The organism is Lacticaseibacillus yichunensis (assembly GCF_003946405.1).
GTDB lineage: Bacteria > Bacillota > Bacilli > Lactobacillales > Lactobacillaceae > Lacticaseibacillus > Lacticaseibacillus yichunensis.
Genome location: NZ_RHOG01000044.1, coordinates 1 through 18472, shown reverse-complemented (window position 1 = coordinate 18472; position 18472 = coordinate 1). Strand labels below are relative to the sequence as shown.

Genomic DNA, 18472 nt, shown 5'->3' with positions numbered 1-18472 from the left:
AAGCGGGAAGGTCACCGAAATTCTAAGCCTACATGACCTAAGCTTACTGCACCAGCAATCGATATATGGCGGCGGCACGGATGCCAACCAAGTTTCAAAGAGCAATGCAATCACACACGTTGCGACTGGCGAGGGCCTGCCGCTTGCAACGTGTGTGGCCCCCAATCCGGTCAAAGGCCCGACCTGAGAGGGGGTACATAGTTAAGGGACGATGTGCCGGTCGATTCTTATCACGGCCTGCGCGAGGGTGAAGTCTGCACAAAAACAGCCCAGCGCTTGTCACGCTGAGCTGCACGACCGTCTAGTTCACTCGATCGGAATTTTCCCGAGACCCTGACCTGTTGCCTGTCGTGATTCAGTGGAGGCTCGGCAGTGTCACTGGGACTTCCACTGGCAATTTTTCCCCTAATTTCATTGTGATCTGGCCGCCTGTCAGCTCAATCAGATCGGCCTGGACAGCGGCGATCTCGACTTCATCGACTGCGATGGTCACTTGGACCTGGTCGGTGTAGGCGGTGTCGAGTTGGGTGATCGCGTGTTCTTCAAGATAATGCTGAACGGTGCCGAGAAGGGGATAAGCCAATGTGAGCGTCATCGTTTGTTGAATCACCCGTTTGACGAGGCCAATCGTTGTGACGGCGTTTGAAACACTGCCGGCGTATGCGCGAATCAAGCCGCCTGCACCCAGCTTGATACCGCCAAAATAACGAGTGGTAATTGCGCTGACGTCGTGCACGCCCATTTGCTGGAGGACGCGGAGCATGGGCGCGCCTGCCGTGCCGCTGGGTTCGCCGTCATCGCTTGCATGCTGAATCTCATCTTGATCGCCAAGCAGGTAAACGGGCACATGGTGAGTCGCCTTGGGATGGGCCTTGATCACGGCGGCCAGTGCGTCATCCGCCTCTTCTCGGCTGGTGATGCGCGTCAACGTGCAGATGAAGCGCGACTTTTTGATGAGCTGCTGCGCCTCGCCATTTTTTGCGATGGTCAGGTAGTCATTGGTCGTCATTGCGTAATCTCCTTTCGAGGTGATGACAATGAATTGGGCAGGGATGCAGTTAACGGAAAAAGAGTGTCGTGCAGCCGCCGTTTCTTCTGTCAGTTTAGCACAAGCGACGCAGGTGGCGGGCCTGCAGCAAAATGGGCGGCGCTGGGTCTGTCAGCGATGCGGGGAGCGGCAGTTGCGTGCCTTGCCAGCGGGCGGTCAGTATTGTCCCAGTTGTGTCGGCCTCGATCGCATCACAAGCGGCACCACGTTGTACCGGTTCGCCGCGCCGCCAATCACGTGGCAGGGGCAGATGAGCTGGCAGGGGGTGCTCACGCCTGCGCAACAAGAAGCTCAACGCGGGGTCCTGGCCTCTGTCGCAGCCGGGCGAGATCATTTGTTGCACGCGGTGACCGGGGCAGGGAAAACTGAGATGTTGTTTGCTGTGGCTGCGGCGGTTTTGCGGCAGGGCCGGCGCGTTGCCTGGGCCACGCCGCGAGTGGATGTGGTGCGGGAACTGGCGCCGCGGCTAGCCAGTGCGTTTCAAGGCACGCCGCTGGTCGCGCGGTATGGCGGGGCGCCTTGGCCCAGTGTGGATGCACAGTTGGTGGTGCTGACGACGCATCAACTGCTTCGCTATCGTCAGGCGTTTGGGCTGATCATCGTGGATGAAGTCGATGCGTTTCCTTATCCGCAGACCCCAATGCTGGCATAGGGCGTGCGCCAGGCGGCCAGCGGTCCAGTCGTGTTTTTGACGGCCACGCCTGGCGCGGCGTTGCAGCGTGCCGCTCGCCGCGGTCAGATCGGGGTCAGTCGGCTATTGACGCGGTTTCATGGGTCGCCACTGCCGGTGCCTCGCCCGCTCATCCGGCGCGGTCGCCAGTGGCCGCATCGCCTAGACAAGACCATCGTTCGGCGGCTGGCTCAGTTGAAAAATATGGCGAGCAAGCTGCTTTTATTCGTGCCGCAGATCGACTGGCTGAAGCCCATAGTCAGCCAGCTTGTGGCGCTTGGCTGGCAGGCGGACGGGGTGCATGCCAGTGACCCGGAGCGGGAAGAAAAAGTGTTGGCGTTTCGGCAAGGGCAACTCGATTGTTTGGTGACGACAACGATTCTTGAGCGAGGGGTAACGATTCCGCATTGTGCCGTCCTCGTCCTTGGCGCGGATAGCCCACTATTTTCCGCGGCCGGCTTGATTCAAATGGCGGGGCGGGCCGGGCGAAGCGCCGCGTTTCCAGCAGACCCTGTTTATTTTGTCGCGCGCCACTGGACCTATGATCAGCTGCAGGCCATCGCGACCATTCGCAAAACAAATCGGGGGCGAGCCTGATGCGGTGTTTATTATGTGCGCAACCTTTGATGGATGATTTGTCACTTGCCGAACTGCTTACCCCCACTCAGGCGCGCTTGCCGCAACTGTGCCGCCGGTGTGAGGCGACTTTTTCCCGGATTGACCAGACGACTTGTTGTCCCGGCTGTGGGCGTCAGCTGCCGGCACCTGTTCTCTGCCATGACTGTGTGCGCTGGGAGGCGCGGGAAGCCCCGCTGCTGCATCACCGCGCGCTTTTCATTTATGATGAGGTGATGAAGGCTTTTATTCAGTCATATAAAGGAAAAGGGGACTACCGCCTGCACGGGGCGTTTGCACATCTGCTGGCGGGCCAATTGCCGAAAAACGCGGTGTTGGTGCCATTGACCAGCGAACCAAGCCATTTGCGTGCGCGCGGGTTTGATCCGGTGCTTGGGCTGTTTGGTCAGCTGCGCATAGCCCGCTGGTTGACTAAGGGTGATACCGACCTTCCACAGGCGCAAAAGGATCGCCACGGCCGCCTTCAAACACCGCAGAGTTTTTCGGCGACCTTGCCGCGTGGGCATGCGCGCATTCGCCAAGTGATTCTGCTGGATGATCTCTACACGACAGGACGGACGCTGTATCACGCCCGCAATGCGCTGCGGGACGCCGGGTATCAAGGCAAGGTCACCAGCTTCTCGTTGATTCGTTAAAGCAAGTTAAGAAAAACCTGCTTTTTGCAGGATATTATTTGTCTCAGCTCCGGAGGTTCGTTATAATAATGATAGAAGGTTGGAAAGGGTTCCAAGCCCTTCCGGCCCGCGCGCCGCATTGTGACGTGCAGGAAAGGGGAGAAGTTTTATGCTGACATACAATGTTCGTGGTGAGAACATCGAGGTCACCGATGCGATTCGTTCTTATGTTGAGAAACGGATCAGTAAGCTCAACAAGTTTTTCGAGAGCTCCGTCGAAGCGACCGCTCATGTGAACCTCAAGGTCTATCCTGATAAAACAGGGAAGGTCGAAGTAACGATTCCGCTGAACTATCTCACGCTTCGCGCTGAGGAAACAAGTCCAGATCTGTATGCAAGCATTGACTTGGTCACCGATAAACTGGAGCGGCAGGTCCGCAAGTTCAAGACCAAGATCAACCGCAAGTCCCGTGAAAAGGGCTTCGCACCGATCGAGGTGACAACCCCAGCGGACGAGACAACTGAGACGGCCGACGAAGACAATAGTCTGCAGGTCGTTCGCACCAAGCGTGTCTCACTCAAGCCGATGGATCCACAGGAAGCAATTCTTCAGATGGACATGTTAGGGCATAACTTCTTTATTTTCGAAGATGCTGAGACTAATGGCACCAGCATTGTCTACAAGCGTCGCGACGGCCGTTACGGGCTGATCGAAACCGACGAATAAGCGTCAACAGCAATCTATCGCCGCAGGTCCAAGTGATCTGCGGCGGTTTTTTTGATTCAGGGTGCGAAGCCCAACTACAGGGTGTGGAGCCGAGCGTTTAGGGGCGAACAGCTAGTTTGGCCTAGGCGCTTGGGGCCGGTCTTAGCCCCGAGTGACTGGGTCAACTAGATGTTTCGCCCCTGCTCGGCGAAGCCCAACTACAGGGTGCGCAGCGCGGCGTTTACGTCTGAGCAGCTAACATGGGCTGGTGCTTGGGGCGTTTTTAGCCCCGAGTGCCGGACCCAGTTAGCTGCCTCAGACCTGCCGCGTGAAGCCCAACTACAGGGTGCGTAGCCCGCGGGATGGTGTAACTGTTAAATTGATCCGGGAGCTTCGCCGCACTTTTCACCCACTCCCCACGTCACTGGCCAGCGCTGCTCTAATCAGTTGCCGCAAAATCCTTGGCAAAGCTGGTCAAGGCCCTGTCATGATGCTAAAATGAATAAGATATTATCGGCCGCAATGGCCATTTCCTGTGACAAGAGAGGAACACACATGCCGAATAACATTTTAAAAACCTGGGTCGAAAGCGACAAGCGTGAGGTCAACCGCCTCGGTAAGATCGCCGATAAGGTCCAGCATTATGAAGACGAATACGCCCAGTTGCCGGACGAGACCTTGCAGGCGAAGACGCCTGAGTTCAAGGAGCGCCTCGCAAAAGGGGAGACCCTCGATGATATTTTGCCTGAAGCCTTTGCGGTTGCGCGCGAAGGGGCCAAGCGGGTGTTGGGCCTGTTCCCGTTCCGCGTGCAGATCATCGGCGGCATCACGCTGCATGAAGGCAACATCGCCGAGATGAAGACCGGTGAAGGGAAGACCTTGACTGCGACCATGCCGGTGTATTTGAATGCGCTGGCAGGCAAAGGTGTTCATGTCGTGACTGTCAACGAATACCTGAGCTCCCGTGATGCAACCGAAATGGGTGAGCTGTACAACTGGCTCGGCCTGACGGTTGGGCTGAACACGCACGACAAGACCTCCGATGAAAAACGTGAGGCCTATAATTCGGATATCACCTACTCGACCAACTCCGAGCTTGGGTTCGATTACCTGCGTGACAACATGGTGGTCTACAAGCAACAAATGGTGCAGCGTGATCTGAATTTTGCCATCGTCGATGAAGTTGACTCCATTTTGATCGATGAGGCGCGGACGCCATTGATCATTTCCGGCGGGGCCGAAAAATCCACGGGGCTTTACATTCGTGCGGATCGCTTCGTTAAGACGCTCAAAGAAGAAGACGACTACAAGATCGATTGGCCGACCAAGACAATTTCGTTGACCGAGCAGGGAATCACCAAGGCAAATAAGACGTTTGGCCTGAAGAACCTGTACGACACGGAAAACACGGCGCTGACCCATCATTTGGATCAGGCGTTGCGCGCTAACTACATCATGCTCAAGGATATCGACTACATGGTGCAGGAAGGCGAAGTTCTAATCGTCGACCAGTTCACTGGCCGTGCGATGGAAGGTCGGCGCTTCTCCGATGGGTTGCATCAGGCGATCGAGGCCAAGGAAGGCGTTGAGATTCAGGACGAAAACGCCACGATGGCCACCATCACCTATCAGAACTTCTTCCGGATGTACAACAAGCTGGCCGGGATGACCGGGACGGCGAAGACTGAAGAGGAAGAGTTCCGCGAAATTTACAACATGCAGGTCATTTCGATTCCGACCAACAAGCCGGTCATTCGTGTTGATCAGCCGGATATTTTGTACCCGACGCTTGACGCGAAGTTCCGCGCCGTTACGGAAGACATCAAGGATCGCCACAAAAAGGGCCAGCCGATCCTGGTCGGCACTGTGGCCATCGAGTCCTCCGAGCGGTTGTCCAAGATGCTGGATAATGAAAACATTCCGCACAGTGTTTTGAACGCGAAAAACCATGCCAAGGAAGCCGAGATCATCATGAACGCCGGGCAACGCGGCGCCGTGACCATCGCGACGAACATGGCTGGCCGTGGGACCGATATCAAGCTCGGCCCTGGCATCACCGAAGTCGGTGGCCTGGCCGTGATCGGGACCGAACGTCATGAGAGTCGGCGTATCGATAACCAGCTGCGTGGCCGCTCCGGCCGTCAGGGAGATCCGGGTGCGACCCAGTTCTACCTGTCACTGGAAGACGACTTGATGAAGCGGTTTGGTTCCGAACGAATCAAGCAGGTGCTGGACCGTTTTGTCGACAACGACGAAGACCAGGTCATTCGCAGCCGCATGATCTCACGTTCCGTTGAATCGGCGCAAAAGCGTGTTGAAGGGAATAACTACGATACCCGTAAGCAGACCCTGCAATATGATGATGTGATGCGTGAACAGCGCGAGGTCATCTACAAGCAGCGCCAGCAGGTGATCAACGCCGAAGAGTCGCTCAAGCCTGTTTTGATGGCGATGATCGACCGCTCGATCACCCGGCTTGTCCAAGCCCATACGAACGGCGACAAGAAGACTTGGGAGCTCGACGCGATCTACGATTACGTCACCACCAACATGGTCGATCCTGAGACCTTCAAGAAGGACCAGCTGCTCGGCCGGTCGCAAGACGAGCTCATCTCGACTTTGATGGACCTGGCGGAGACCAATTACAATGAAAAACTTGGCCAGCTCGGCGATCCCGACCAGATGCTGGAATTTGAAAAAGTCGTGATCTTGCGCGTGGTCGATTCGCTTTGGACCGATCACATCGATGTGTTGGATCAATTGCGGCAAAGCGTCGGCCTGCGTGGTTATGGCCAGATGAATCCGCTGGTCGAATACCAGGAAGAAGCCTACCGGATGTTCGAGGAAATGATCGCGAACATGGATGATGGCGTCACACGCCTGTTCATGAAGGCCCAGATTCGTCAAAACATTCGTCGTTGATGTCAAAAAAAGCCGGGGCATTTTTGCACACCGGCTTTTTTGACGGGAATCACGCAACTAAGCCGACAGTCACCCAAATCAAAGGAGCATACCATGGAAACAGCAGAAATTCGCAACACCCTGTCCGCCATGCGGACCAAAATAAATCAGTTCAGGGGGTCTCTTTGACCTCGATGCCTTGAACGAACGGATCGCCGAAAATGAAGGGCGAATGGCGGAACCGGGCTTTTGGGATAACTCCGAGGCGGCTCAGCAGCTGATCAACGAGAACAACGAGGCTAAGGAAAAACACGACAATTTTATTGCCATGGAAGATGCACTGGACAACCTGGATGTGACCTTCGAGCTGCTGCAGGAGGAGCCGGACGCCGAGCTTCAAGCGGAGCTCGAGCACGATGCCGTTGCGCTGCAGGAACGGCTGAACAAGTACGACATGACGCTGTTGCTGTCCGGGCCGTATGACCACAACAATGCGATTCTTGAAATTCACCCAGGCGCTGGCGGCACCGAAGCCCAGGATTGGGGCTCGATGCTGCTGCGGATGTATCAACGCTGGGCCGACCAAAATGGCTACAGCGTCGAAGTCGCCGATTACCTCGCCGGGGATGAAGCGGGCATCAAGTCCGTTTCGCTGTTGATCAATGGGGAAAACGCGTACGGCATGTTGCGCAGCGAAAAAGGCGTGCATCGCCTGGTCCGCATTTCGCCATTTGACTCAGCTGGGCGGCGGCATACCAGCTTTGCCTCGGTCGATGTGATGCCGGAGCTCGATAACTCGATCGAAGTCGACCTGCGCCCCGAAGACATCAAGATGGAAGTCTTCCGCTCCAGTGGCGCCGGCGGTCAGCATATCAACAAGACCTCCAGTGCGGTTCGCTTGATCCATATTCCGACGGGTCTTGTTGCCTCGAGTCAGGCGCAGCGGAGCCAGTTCCAGAACAAGGCGACCGCGATGGCCATGCTGAAGGCTAAGCTGTATCAATTGGAAGAGGAAAAAAAGCAGGCGGAAACGGCGGCAATCAAGGGTAACCAAATGGACGTGGCGTTTGGCTCCCAGATTCGCTCGTATGTGTTCCACCCGTATACCATGGTCAAAGATCACCGGACCAATTACGAGACCGGCAACGGCCAGGCTGTGATGGACGGGGACCTGAATCCTTTCATTTATGCGTATCTGCAATGGGAGCTCAGCCTCAAGAACCCAAGCTGATGCAACTGTAATCTGGCTGCAACAGCTTTGAAAAAATGGCATGCTATACTGAGCGATAGTCATAAAGAAGGAGCGAAACGATGATTCAAATAGATAAAGTGATGAAACGCTACGACAATGGCGTCATCGCGATCAAGGATCTCAGCCTCAAAGTCGCCCCTGGCGAATTTGTCTATGTGATCGGACCCAGCGGTGCCGGTAAGTCGACCTTCATCAAGATGCTTTACCATGAACTGACGCCAACAAGCGGCACCATGAAGGTCAACGAGTTTGATTTTGCGAAGATGGCCAACAAGGATGTGCCCCTGCTGCGGCGCCAGCTCGGCGTTGTTTTCCAGGACTTCAAGTTATTGCCTCGGCTGACTGTTTTTGAAAATGTTGCCTACGCGATGGAGGTCATCGAGACCCCGACCGCCGACATCAAGCCACGCGTCCTTGAAGTGTTGAAGATGGTGGGGCTGGAGCAGAAAATGCGCCGCTTCCCAAGCGAATTGTCCGGTGGGGAGCAGCAGCGTGTTGCGATCGCCCGGGCCATCGTCAACAAGCCAGGCGTCGTGATCGCCGATGAGCCAACGGGGAATCTGGATCCAGACACCTCAAATGGCATCATGGATATTTTGGAAAAAGTCAATCAGCAAGGCACCACGGTGATCATGGCCACACATAACCGTGAACTTGTCGATGAACGCCCGCACCGCCTGCTTGAGATCGCAGGAGGCCGGCTGGTCCGCGATGAGGAAGGAGGCATGTACGGCAATGAAAGCTAGAGTGCTTGGACGTCACGTTAAAGATTCTTTCAAAAGTTTGAAGCGTAATGGCTGGATGACCGTCGCCGCCGTGTCCGCCGTGACCGTGACCCTGCTGTTAGTCGGTATTTTCATGGCGCTGTTGGTCAACGTCAATCGTGTCTCGACCCAGGTCGAAAACGATGTGCGCGTGCGTGTCTACATCGACCGCAATACCAGCAAGACTCAACAGGCAAAACTCAAGGATGAGTTGACCGACCTGAAGGATGTTAAGAAAGTCACGTTCCGTGCCAAAAAGCAGGAGCTCGATAGCATCGTCTCTAGTTATGGCAGTCAGTGGAAAATGTTCTCCGGCGATCAAAATCCGTTGAATGATGTCTTTCTTGTTGACACCGCCAGCCCGCAAGCGACAATCAAGGTGGCCAAGGCGGCGGGTAAACTCGACAACGTCTCCGAGGCGTCTTACGGCGGCAACACCGCCAAGAAGTTGTTCCGGACGGTGGATTTGATTCAAAAATGGGGCCTTGGCTTCACGATTCTGCTCCTGTTCGTCGCGGTCTTCTTGATCAACAACACCATCCGCATCACCATTTTGTCGCGCGCCGATGAGATCGGCGTCATGCGCCTGGTGGGGGCGACCAACAGCTACATCCGCTGGCCGTTTTTGCTGGAAGGGGCCTGGACGGGGTTACTCGGCTCGGTCATTCCGATGCTCGTCGTCGATTTTGGCTACACGTTCTTGTACCCAAGAATGGACCTTTCCGCCAGCGGTTACTCGCTGTATCCAGCCATGCCATTTTTGCTTTGGCTTGACCTGGCCATGGCAGGAACCGGCATCGTGATCGGTGCATTGGGCTCAGTTGTGTCAATGCGGCGTTTCCTCAAGATCTGATTCACAGCACGCGTTACTCCCGATTGGGGTGGCGCGTGCTTTTTCTTTTGGAGGCGTGGAGGCGGGGGCAGGCAAGCAAGCGAAAAAGACACGCTCCGCACCCTTTCGTAGTTGAGCTCCACCGAGCAGGGGTGGGACAGCTAGTCGTCCTGGTCGTCCGATGGCGAAGTGCGCCATCAACCGCCCAGGCCGAGCTACCTGCCCACCCCAAAGCGCTCGGTTCCGCATCCTGTTACTTTTCATATTCCCTTTCATCCATGCTATACTGAGGATAACGAATGGAAGGGGCGATGGGAATGCGATTGTTCGCCACGTTGCTGGGGCCGATCACGTTGTTGGCGCTGGTAGGGGTGTGGTTTTGGCGCTGGCGCCGGATCCATCATGAAAGACGACTGTTCAAAATGGCGATTGATCAGCATTGGACCCTGTTTTGGGCCGGGTTGATTGGCGGGGTGCTGGCCAGTCTGGTGATCTCGCTTGGCTTATGGCTCTTGCATGTGCACCTGCCGATCCCCGTCTTGGGCTGGTTCACCGTTTTGGATGGCGCGGCGTTTCTGCTAGCGGGCCTCGGGTTTGGCCCTTGGCTCCTCGCGTTTGCCGGGATCGCTGCTTGGGCCGCGGCGCGCTGGCTGCCCTGGTCCTGGCTCGCCATCCCAGCATTTGGCCAATGGGCGGCTGGTAGTTTGGCGCTCGTTGCGTTGGTGTTTGCGGCTGAGGCCTTGTTGCTTTGGCTCATGGCGCCGGCGATCGATGTGCCGAAGATCAAGGACGGTCGACGCGGGGCCCGCATTGCGTCATACACCCGGCGCCAGTTTTATTGGCTGCCGCTGCTGGTGACGCTGCCGACGGGCCACTTTGTCTTTTTACCATTGCTTTCGGGCGCGGCATTGACCACGCGCAAGCAATTGCCAACGCAGGCGCTGCGGTTTTGGACCAAGGCCTACGCGATCGGCGGGGCAGTTGTCGCAGGGCTAGCCGGTTGGGCGTATGCGCAGCCAGCGCTCAGTCTTTGGCCGCTTGGCATTGCGGCGGCGGTGGGACTGATCGTGGCGCTGGCTTGCCGCTGGGCGGATCAACGCGGCATCAGTTATATCTCTCAGACAACGGATGGGGTGCGCCTGGTCGCCATTTTGCCTGACACACCGGCCAGCAAAATGGGCTTGCAGGCGGGGGATATCGTCTTGAAAGCCAACAACATCCCAGTGGCGAGCAGCGATGCGCTGTACGAGGCGCTGCAGGCGCACCCGACTTATTGCCGGTTGCGGGTGCAGCGGCTCGACGGCGCAGTCCGGCTGACCGAAACGGCGATCTTCACCGGCGCCCCTCATGAACTTGGAATGATCACATTTGCGGAGGACAATTGATGAAAAAAATTCTTGTCGTCGACGACGAACCTGCGATCGTGACACTGCTGCAATATAATTTGGAAAAAGAACATTATGCGGTGAGCACTGCAGAAGATGGGGACACGGCGCTGAGTCTGGCGCTGCAAGAGCACTTCGACTTTATTATTTTGGATCTGATGTTGCCTGGGCTCGACGGGTTTGAGGTGACGAAAAAGCTGCGCGGGGCGCATGACGCGACGCCGATCATGATCTTGACGGCCAAGGATAGCGAAACAGACAAGATCGTGGGGCTCGAATTAGGTGCCGATGATTATGTGACCAAGCCATTTTCGCCGCGGGAGATCGTGGCGCGCATCAAGGCAATCGAGCGGCGCGTTCAGAATCAGCCCGAGGCGCCGGCCAGCAATGTGCTGACAGTGGGGGCCTTGGTGATCGATCCGGACAACTACAAGGCGACGAAAAATGGGGAGCGGCTGCAGCTCACGCCCAAGGAATTTGAGCTACTGGTGTATTTTGCCAAACGCGTGGGCAAGATTCTGTCCCGCGATGCGCTGCTGAACGGCGTGTGGGGCTTTGAGTACCCCGCTGAAACGCGAATGGTGGACATTCAGGTCAGCCATTTGCGCGATAAGATCGAAGATGATCCCAAGCACTCGAAGTACATCAAGACGGTGCGTGGATTTGGCTATCAAATGGAGGCCCCAAATGACTAAACCGTTTGTGCGCCGCATGATATGGGTCTGCCTGCTTGCGCTCGCAGGCTTTTTCATTATCGTGCGCGGCATTGATACCATTTTGTATGATCAACAGACCGCTCATTTGCAAAGCGTCTATGACACCTGGCATGATCTGGGCGGTGACACGACCCAGACGAAGGTGTTTGCCGAGGATTCGAAAACCACGATCACGGTGCTGGACGGTCCGGCGAAAACAACGCGCAACCGCATCGTCCAAAAAGTCGTGGATAACGACCGCACGCGTGCGGGCCACGGCAATCGCGTGGTTGTCAACGGCACCAAAGAACAGGTCTACATCGGGCGCATCGGCGAGGTCTTCATCGGGGTATGGCAGCCGCAAGCGAGTTTGTGGCGCACCGCGCCGGCCTGGGGCTGGAGCTTCACCGTCGTGTATTGGCTACTGGCGGGCGGCTTTTTGCTTTGGCTGTGGCGCCGGCATCACTACTGGGTCAAGCATCTGGCCCACATGACGGCCAATATTCAACGCATTCGGCATGGCGAACCGGTCACACCACTGATCTTGACCCCGCACTCGCCATTTTTACCGATGGGCGAGGCGTTGAATTCGGCGAATTCGGCGGTCACCCATCTGCGGCACAAGGTCGCGTTGCGGCAGGCCAGCTTTGACCGCTTGATCGACCACCTGCCTCAAGGGGTGATGCTGATCGATGCCGATCGTCAGGTGATCTTGAGCAATCAGGCGCTGGGGACGTTGATCGGCCATCCCGTCGCCCCGGGCCATCACAACTATCTGGACGATATCAAGACCTACGCGCTGGCGCGAATGATCGAGCACACCTTCCGCAAGCAAAAGAATCATCACCGCGAGATCACCTTGATCGCAACGCAAAAATCGGTGGATGCCAATGTTATCAGCTTGGCGCCCGATGACCAGCATCAGCAGGTCCTTGTGATCTTGTACGATGTCACCTTCCTGCGCCAAGTCGAGCGCATGCAGCTGGATTTTGTCGGCAATGTGTCGCATGAATTGAAAACGCCGGTCACAGCCATCACCGGATTTGCCGAAACGCTGCTCAATGGTGCGATGGACGATGAGGAAGCGCGGGTCAAGTTCCTGCAGATCATTTATAACGAAAGTACGCGTCTGACCCAGCTGATCAATGATATTTTGACCCTCAGCCGACCGGAAAATGAGGCGCTCACGCTTGAAGCCGTGCAGCCAAAAGCCTTGGTCGACGAGGCAATCACCAGCTTGGCCCAGCCAATTGAAGAAAAACAATTGACGGTCACGAATCAACTGGCGCCAACGCTGACGATTCGCTCGGATGCAGTGAAGCTGTCGCAGGTCATCCGGAATTTGCTCAACAATGCGGTGTTCTACAATCGCCTCGGCGGGCAGGTCACCATCAGTGCGCAGCCTGATGAGACGGAGCTGGTCCTGACCTTCCAGGATACGGGCATCGGCATCGCCGAAAACGACCAGGAGCGAATCTTCGAGCGCTTCTATCGCGTCGATAAGGCCCGCAGTCGGCATAACGGCGGCACCGGGCTTGGCCTGGCGATCGTGGCGGAAATGGTCAAGCAGCTCGGCGGCGAGATCACGCTGAAGAGCCAGCTTGGCGTCGGGTCAACGTTCACAGTGACGTTGCCGCTGAACTGAGCGCTTGAACTGAGTGACCGAACAGGGGTCTTCAACTCAGCGCTCAAATGGCTTGGTTATCTGGGGCGCGTGACGTGACTTTTGCGCACGCACAGGGCACGCGGATTGATTTACCGCATTTTTACATTGAGCGCGCTGAACATTTACACAATATTGATAAAATTGGCAGAGTTATCAATACGGAGGATACAACGTGAAAAAACTTTTGGGCTTTTTGGCGCTTTGCGGCCTGCTGGTCTTAACTGCCTGTGGAAGTGGCGCAGGCCGCGGTGAATCGATCACGGCGGTGGGCTCCAGCGCGCTGCAACCACTGGTGGAAGCGGCGGCGGAGCAATATCAAAGTGAAAACACCGGCGTTTTCATCAATGTCCAAGGCGGCGGCAGTGGTACCGGGTTGTCGCAGATTCAAGAAGGGGCGGTCCAGATCGGCAACTCGGATCTGTTTGCCGAGCAGCAGGCGCACATCGATGCCAGCAAGCTACAAGATCACCGCGTGGCGGTGGTCGGCATCACACCGATCGCCAACCGCAACGTCGGGGTCAAAGACCTGACTGTGGTCCAACTGCGGCGTCTTTTCACCGGCGAGATCACCAACTGGAAGCAAGTTGGCGGCAAGGACTTGCCGGTGGTGGTCATCAACCGTACGCAAGGCTCCGGCACGCGCGCGACCTTTGAGCGCTGGGTACTAGGCGACCGGCAGGCGAAACCGGCACAGGAGCAAGACTCAAGCGGCATGGTGCGCTCGATCGTGGCTAGCACGCCGGGCGCGGTGTCGTATGTCGCGTTCTCTTATGTCGACAAGACGGTGCGGGCGTTGTCGCTGGCCGGCGTGCAGCCGACGGACGCGAATGTGACGACCAACGCCTGGCCGATCTGGTCTTATGAACATATGTATACCAAGGGCAAGGCAACGGGCCTGACGAAACGCTTTTTGACCTACATGCTCAGCGACGAGGTTCAAGGGGAGCTGGTCAAGGCGATGGGCTACATTCCCATCAGCAAGATGACCGTGACCCGCGACGCAGATGGCAACGTGCAGGCAAACTAGGAGGATGACCATGGATCCAATTCAACAGGCAATGCTGAAAAAATCGCACGCCGCCAAACTCGAGCGGCGCGGCAAACTGATCAGCCTATTTTGTATCAGCCTGATCGTCGTGGTGGTCTTGGCGATTTTCTTCTTCGTTGCCTCGCGCGGCCTGGCAACCTTTTTCACCAATAAAGTGAACCTCTGGCGCTTTTTGTCGCAGACGACCTGGTCGCCGGCGGTCAAGGACGCCAGTGGCCAGCCGCAAGTGGGCGCGCTGCCGATGATCGTCGGCTCGTTTGGCGTGACGCTGCTGTCGGCGGTGATCGCCACGCCGTTTGCAGTGGGCGCCGCGATCTTCATGACCGAGATCGCCCCGAACCTTGGAAAAAAAGTGCTTCAGCCCGTCATCGAATTGCTGGTGGGCATTCCTTCCGTTGTGTATGGCTTCATCGGCCTGTCCGTCGTCGTGCCATTCATCCGAAATATCTTTGGCGGCACCGGCTTTGGTATTTTGGCCGGGACGTTTGTGCTGTTTGTCATGATCTTGCCGACTGTGACCTCGATGACCGTCGATGCGCTCAAAGCCGTGCCGCGCCATTATCGTGAGGCGAGCCTCGCACTGGGCGGCACCCGCTGGCAAACGATCTCCCGCGTCGTTTTGCGGGCGGCGATGCCCGGGATCCTGACCGGCATCGTGTTTGGGATGGCGCGCGCGTTTGGCGAAGCATTGGCGGTGCAGATGGTGATCGGGAACGCGGCGCTTCTGCCGACGAACCTGATCAGCCCAGCGTCGACGCTGACGTCTGTGTTGACCTCTGGCATCGGCAATACCGTGATGGGGTCGCTGGAAAACAACGCGCTGTGGTCGCTGGCACTGCTACTTTTGCTGATGTCGCTGGCCTTTAACCTGCTGATTCGCTGGATCGGTAAGAAAGGGGAGATCAAGTGATGGATGCAAAAAAGATCGATCGACTGGCCACCACGATTCTCTATTTGATCGCCGGCATCATTGTGATCATTTTGGCGAGCTTGCTGGGCTACATTTTGGTCCGCGGCTTGCCGCATATCTCCTGGCATTTTCTGACCGCGCCGTCGCAGTCCTTCAAGGCCGGTGGCGGGATCGGCATTCAGCTCTTCAACTCCTTGTATCTGTTGGTGCTGTCGATGCTGATCTCGGTTCCACTGGCGCTGGGTGCCGGTATTTATTTGGCGGAATACGCCCGTGAAAATAAATTGACGGAGATCATTCGTACCGCCATTGAAATTTTGAGTTCTCTGCCCTCCGTTGTGGTCGGACTGTTTGGCTTTTTGGTCTTCGTTTTGCAGTTTGGCTTCGGCTTTTCAATTTTGTCCGGCGCGCTGGCGCTGACGATGTTCAACTTGCCATTGTTGACCCGAAACGTCGAAGACTCGCTGCGCCAAGTCAGTTTTGACCAGCGCGAGGCGGGGCTTGCCCTGGGCCTGTCGCGCTGGGAGACCGTGATTCACGTGATCATTCCCGAGGCATTGCCCGGCATCATCACCGGGATGATTCTCGGCGCCGGGCGTGTGTTCGGCGAGGCGGCGGCGTTGATCTATACCGCTGGTCAAAGTGCGCCGGCACTTGATTTCACCAATTGGAATCCGCTCAACATCGCGAGCCCGCTGAACCCGCTGCGGCCGGCCGAAACGCTGGCCGTGCACATCTGGAAGATCAATTCGGAAGGCATTCAGCCTGACGCCGCGGCTGTTTCCGCTGGAGCCAGTGCCGTCTTGATCTTGGCAGTCTTGCTGTTCAACGTGCTGGCACGGGTCATCGGCAACCGCATCTACAAGAAAATGACGGCGGTCTAGGAGGGCTTATGCAAAATTATTCATTAGCAGACACCTACATCAAGCCGCTGGATCCTGCCGAGCACGAGTTGGCGCTTGAGACGAAGAACCTGAAAGTCTTCTATGGCGATCACGAGGCGATTCACGGGGCGTCCTTGCAGTTTGAACGCTACAAGATCACCGCGCTGATCGGCGCCAGTGGGTCGGGCAAGTCCACCTTTTTGCGGTCGCTGAACCGCATGAATGACTTGGTCGACAAGGCAAGGGTCACCGGCGAGATCCTGTACCGCGGCCTCGACATCAATAGCGATAAGATTGACGTCTATGAGATGCGGCGGCATATCGGGATGGTTTTTCAACGCCCGAATCCGTTTGCTAAGTCGATCTACGACAACATCACCTTTGCGCCGCGGCGCTTCGGCGAGAAAAATAAAAAGGTGCTCGACGAAATGGTGGAGACCAGTCTGAAGCAAGCTGCGCTGTGGGACCAGGTCAAAGACGACCTGAACCAAAGCGGCCTTGCCTTGTCTGGTGGCCAGCAACAGCGTCTTTGCATCGCCCGGGCAATCGCGATGAAGCCGGATATCTTGTTGCTAGACGAGCCGGCTTCCGCCTTGGATCCGATCTCGACGTCGCAGGTGGAAGACACGCTGCTGGCGCTCAAGGACCACTACACGATCATTATCGTGACGCACAACATGCAACAGGCGGCACGGATCAGCGATTACACCAGCTTTTTTTACAGCGGTACGGCGATCGAGTTCGATGAGACGCGCAAGATCTTCACGCGCCCGCAGATTCAGGCCACGGAAGATTATGTCTCTGGTCATTTCGGCTAATAAAGGAGTGCCACGATGGCGAAAAAAGAATTAGTGATCACCAGCCGCGACGTCCACTTGTCATATGGTGACTTTGAGGCGTTGAAGGGCATCTCGCTCAATTTTAAAAAAAATCAGATCACCGCGCTGATCGGGCCGTCCGGTTGCGGCAAGTCCACCTACTTGCGGCTGCTTAACCGCATGAACGACCTGATTCCAAACGTCCACATCAGCGGCGAGATCCAGGTGGATGGCCAAGATATTTATGCCAGCGGCGAGGATGTGGTCGCGCTGCGCAAAAAGGTCGGGATGGTGTTTCAGCAGCCGAATCCGTTTCCATTTTCCATCTATGAAAATGTGATCTATGGACTGCGCCTGGCCGGGGTCAAGGATCGCGCGACCTTAGATCAGGCCGTTGAGACCAGCTTGAAGCAGGCGGCGATCTGGGACGAGGTCAAAGACAAGCTGCATGAAAGTGCACTGTCGCTTTCAGGCGGCCAGCAGCAGCGTGTTTGCATCGCGCGGGTGCTGGCGGTTCAGCCGGAAGTCATTTTGCTGGATGAGCCGACGTCGGCGCTAGATCCGATCTCGAGCACGCAGATCGAAAATATGCTCTTGGAACTGCGCGACCGCTATACGATAATCATAGTGACGCATAACATGCAGCAGGCGTCGCGCATCTCGGACGAAACGGCCTTTTTCCTGGCGGGGAAGGTGATCGAGATGGATGACACGAAGAAGATCTTTTTGAACCCCAAGGAAAAAGAGACCGAGGACTACATCTCGGGCCGATTTGGTTGATGACGCGACAAAGGGAGGATCCTAACAATGCGGCGGTTGTTTGAAGACGAGCTAAACGAATTGCACACCCGATTTTCGGAAATGGGCATGATGGTCAATGAAGCGATCTACAAGTCCGTCAAGGCGTTTGTCAATCATGACAAGGCGCTGGCCCGCGAAGTGATCAGCGAAGACCAGAAGATCAACAAGCGTGAGGTGGATCTTGAGAAGCGCAGCTTTGAGATGATCGCGCTTCAGCAGCCGGTCACCACCGACCTGCGCGTGATCGTCACGGTCATGAAGGCCAGCTCAGACCTTGAGCGCATGGGCGATCATGCAGTCTCCATCGCCAAGTCCACGATCAGGGTGAAGGGCGAGACCCGCGTGCCTGAGATCGAAAAAGTGATCGCGGACATGGCGGCGGCGGTCAAGGAAATGGTGGACCAGGTGCTGGATGCCTATGTACGCGAAGATGCCGAACGCGCGCGAGAGATCGCCGAAGAAGACCATGGCATCAACACATTTTCCAAGGAGATCTATCAGCGCTGCATCCAGATCATGCAGGAAGAGCCTGACACGATCGTTGGCGCGATGGACTACATGCTGGTTTCTTCCTATTTGGAGCGCATCGGCGACTATGTTACGAACATCTGCGAGTGGATTCTCTACCTGCGGACCGGTAAATTGCTGGAACTGAATTCGAATGCGCGCGAGGATGATTTTTAAAACAGAAGGCGGTTCACTGCTCGGACCCGGACAGTTGGCGCACGGGAAATTTGTCAAATGGTGTTGGTTTTATGTTTTAAGCTTTTATGGGTCTCCTCTTTTGAGGGGGCTTTTTGTTATCTTAAGGGCTTAGAGGGCTTAGAGGGCTTAGAGGGCTT

At 56.4% G+C, this 18472-nt stretch carries 19 protein-coding genes; 18 read left to right on the top strand and 1 reads right to left on the bottom strand.

All coding sequences use genetic code 11. The features are described from left to right. The coding region (locus tag EKM95_RS11890) for a hypothetical protein (protein ID WP_225423296.1) at nucleotides 1-187 on the top strand (187 nt) is incomplete at its 5' end. A gap of 168 nt (nucleotides 188-355) precedes the next feature. On the opposite strand, the gene EKM95_RS10755 is transcribed toward EKM95_RS11890, so the two are convergent. Continuing rightward, nucleotides 356-1009, bottom strand: a complete 654-nt coding sequence (locus tag EKM95_RS10755; RefSeq protein ID WP_125698325.1) for a YigZ family protein — start codon at nucleotides 1007-1009, stop codon at nucleotides 356-358. Between the two features lie 28 nt (nucleotides 1010-1037). On the opposite strand from EKM95_RS10755, the gene EKM95_RS11885 reads away from it, so the two are divergent. From EKM95_RS11885 to phoU, 17 genes are all read left to right on the top strand, one after another. Then, nucleotides 1038-1700: a DEAD/DEAH box helicase gene (locus tag EKM95_RS11885; RefSeq protein WP_225423295.1), complete on the top strand. Its 663-nt coding sequence runs from the start codon at nucleotides 1038-1040 to the stop codon at nucleotides 1698-1700. 30 nt (nucleotides 1701-1730) lie between these two features. Then, nucleotides 1731-2315: a helicase-related protein gene (locus EKM95_RS11880; protein ID WP_225423294.1), complete on the top strand. Its 585-nt coding sequence runs from the start codon at nucleotides 1731-1733 to the stop codon at nucleotides 2313-2315. Between the two features lie 188 nt (nucleotides 2316-2503). Further along, entirely contained in the window at nucleotides 2504-2989 is a 486-nt protein-coding gene (locus EKM95_RS10745) for a ComF family protein (RefSeq protein ID WP_225423293.1), read from the top strand. A gap of 148 nt (nucleotides 2990-3137) precedes the next feature. Beyond that, nucleotides 3138-3695 (top strand): ribosome hibernation-promoting factor, HPF/YfiA family, encoded by a 558-nt coding sequence (gene hpf / locus EKM95_RS10740; RefSeq protein ID WP_125698323.1) that lies wholly within the window; start codon nucleotides 3138-3140, stop codon nucleotides 3693-3695. Between the two features lie 534 nt (nucleotides 3696-4229). Then, the gene (gene secA, locus EKM95_RS10735; protein WP_125698320.1) at nucleotides 4230-6596 is read left to right on the top strand and encodes a preprotein translocase subunit SecA; all 2367 of its coding nucleotides are present in this window, start codon (nucleotides 4230-4232) and stop codon (nucleotides 6594-6596) included. Nucleotides 6597-6689: 93 nt separating this feature from the next. Beyond that, nucleotides 6690-7806 (top strand): peptide chain release factor 2 gene (prfB, locus tag EKM95_RS10730; protein WP_125698318.1). Its coding sequence is split into 2 segments (ribosomal slippage): nucleotides 6690-6761 and nucleotides 6763-7806, totalling 1116 coding nucleotides; the frame shifts between segments, so codons are not numbered across the junction. Between the two features lie 80 nt (nucleotides 7807-7886). Further along, nucleotides 7887-8573: a cell division ATP-binding protein FtsE gene (gene ftsE, locus EKM95_RS10725; protein ID WP_125698316.1), complete on the top strand. Its 687-nt coding sequence runs from the start codon at nucleotides 7887-7889 to the stop codon at nucleotides 8571-8573. Beyond that, nucleotides 8563-9444 (top strand): permease-like cell division protein FtsX, encoded by an 882-nt coding sequence (ftsX, locus tag EKM95_RS10720; protein WP_125698314.1) that lies wholly within the window; start codon nucleotides 8563-8565, stop codon nucleotides 9442-9444. Before ftsE ends, ftsX begins: the two co-directional genes overlap by 11 nt. A 290-nt stretch (nucleotides 9445-9734) precedes the next feature. Continuing rightward, entirely contained in the window at nucleotides 9735-10808 is a 1074-nt protein-coding gene (locus EKM95_RS10715; protein WP_164510189.1) for a PDZ domain-containing protein, read from the top strand. Continuing rightward, nucleotides 10808-11503 carry a response regulator transcription factor gene (locus EKM95_RS10710; protein WP_125698310.1) on the top strand — a complete coding sequence of 232 codons (696 nt, stop codon included), beginning with the start codon at nucleotides 10808-10810 and terminating at the stop codon, nucleotides 11501-11503. Before EKM95_RS10715 ends, EKM95_RS10710 begins: the two co-directional genes overlap by 1 nt. After that, the gene (pnpS, locus tag EKM95_RS10705) at nucleotides 11496-13148 is read left to right on the top strand and encodes a two-component system histidine kinase PnpS (RefSeq protein ID WP_125698308.1); all 1653 of its coding nucleotides are present in this window, start codon (nucleotides 11496-11498) and stop codon (nucleotides 13146-13148) included. The genes EKM95_RS10710 and pnpS overlap by 8 nt, the downstream gene beginning before the upstream one ends. Before the next feature lie 193 nt (nucleotides 13149-13341). After that, nucleotides 13342-14196, top strand: coding sequence for a phosphate ABC transporter substrate-binding protein PstS family protein (locus EKM95_RS10700; RefSeq protein ID WP_125698306.1), 855 nt, complete (start codon nucleotides 13342-13344; stop codon nucleotides 14194-14196). Nucleotides 14197-14206: 10 nt separating this feature from the next. Continuing rightward, the gene (gene pstC, locus EKM95_RS10695; protein ID WP_125698304.1) at nucleotides 14207-15127 is read left to right on the top strand and encodes a phosphate ABC transporter permease subunit PstC; all 921 of its coding nucleotides are present in this window, start codon (nucleotides 14207-14209) and stop codon (nucleotides 15125-15127) included. Further along, a complete protein-coding gene (pstA, locus tag EKM95_RS10690; RefSeq protein WP_125698302.1) occupies nucleotides 15127-16011 on the top strand; it encodes a phosphate ABC transporter permease PstA in 885 nt (294 codons plus the stop codon). The genes pstC and pstA overlap by 1 nt, the downstream gene beginning before the upstream one ends. 8 nt (nucleotides 16012-16019) lie before the next feature. After that, entirely contained in the window at nucleotides 16020-16829 is an 810-nt protein-coding gene (pstB, locus tag EKM95_RS10685) for a phosphate ABC transporter ATP-binding protein PstB (protein ID WP_125698300.1), read from the top strand. A gap of 15 nt (nucleotides 16830-16844) precedes the next feature. Then, the gene (gene pstB, locus EKM95_RS10680; RefSeq protein WP_125698298.1) at nucleotides 16845-17609 is read left to right on the top strand and encodes a phosphate ABC transporter ATP-binding protein PstB; all 765 of its coding nucleotides are present in this window, start codon (nucleotides 16845-16847) and stop codon (nucleotides 17607-17609) included. 27 nt (nucleotides 17610-17636) lie between these two features. Beyond that, nucleotides 17637-18314, top strand: a complete 678-nt coding sequence (gene phoU, locus EKM95_RS10675) for a phosphate signaling complex protein PhoU (protein WP_125698296.1) — start codon at nucleotides 17637-17639, stop codon at nucleotides 18312-18314. Nucleotides 18315-18472: the final 158 nt, after the last annotated feature.

Coding starts and splice junctions, on each gene's coding strand:
- pstC (WP_125698304.1), top strand. CDS start 14,207: ATGGATCCAATTCAACAGGCAATGCTGAAAAAATCGCACGCCGCCAAA.
- pstA (WP_125698302.1), top strand. CDS start 15,127: ATGGATGCAAAAAAGATCGATCGACTGGCCACCACGATTCTCTATTTG.
- ftsX (WP_125698314.1), top strand. CDS start 8,563: ATGAAAGCTAGAGTGCTTGGACGTCACGTTAAAGATTCTTTCAAAAGT.
- pstB (WP_125698298.1), top strand. CDS start 16,845: ATGGCGAAAAAAGAATTAGTGATCACCAGCCGCGACGTCCACTTGTCA.
- ftsE (WP_125698316.1), top strand. CDS start 7,887: ATGATTCAAATAGATAAAGTGATGAAACGCTACGACAATGGCGTCATC.
- pnpS (WP_125698308.1), top strand. CDS start 11,496: ATGACTAAACCGTTTGTGCGCCGCATGATATGGGTCTGCCTGCTTGCG.
- EKM95_RS10710 (WP_125698310.1), top strand. CDS start 10,808: ATGAAAAAAATTCTTGTCGTCGACGACGAACCTGCGATCGTGACACTG.
- secA (WP_125698320.1), top strand. CDS start 4,230: ATGCCGAATAACATTTTAAAAACCTGGGTCGAAAGCGACAAGCGTGAG.
- EKM95_RS11885 (WP_225423295.1), top strand. CDS start 1,038: ATGAATTGGGCAGGGATGCAGTTAACGGAAAAAGAGTGTCGTGCAGCC.
- pstB (WP_125698300.1), top strand. CDS start 16,020: ATGCAAAATTATTCATTAGCAGACACCTACATCAAGCCGCTGGATCCT.
- EKM95_RS10755 (WP_125698325.1), bottom strand. CDS start 1,009: ATGACGACCAATGACTACCTGACCATCGCAAAAAATGGCGAGGCGCAG.
- hpf (WP_125698323.1), top strand. CDS start 3,138: ATGCTGACATACAATGTTCGTGGTGAGAACATCGAGGTCACCGATGCG.
- EKM95_RS10715 (WP_164510189.1), top strand. CDS start 9,735: ATGGGAATGCGATTGTTCGCCACGTTGCTGGGGCCGATCACGTTGTTG.
- phoU (WP_125698296.1), top strand. CDS start 17,637: ATGCGGCGGTTGTTTGAAGACGAGCTAAACGAATTGCACACCCGATTT.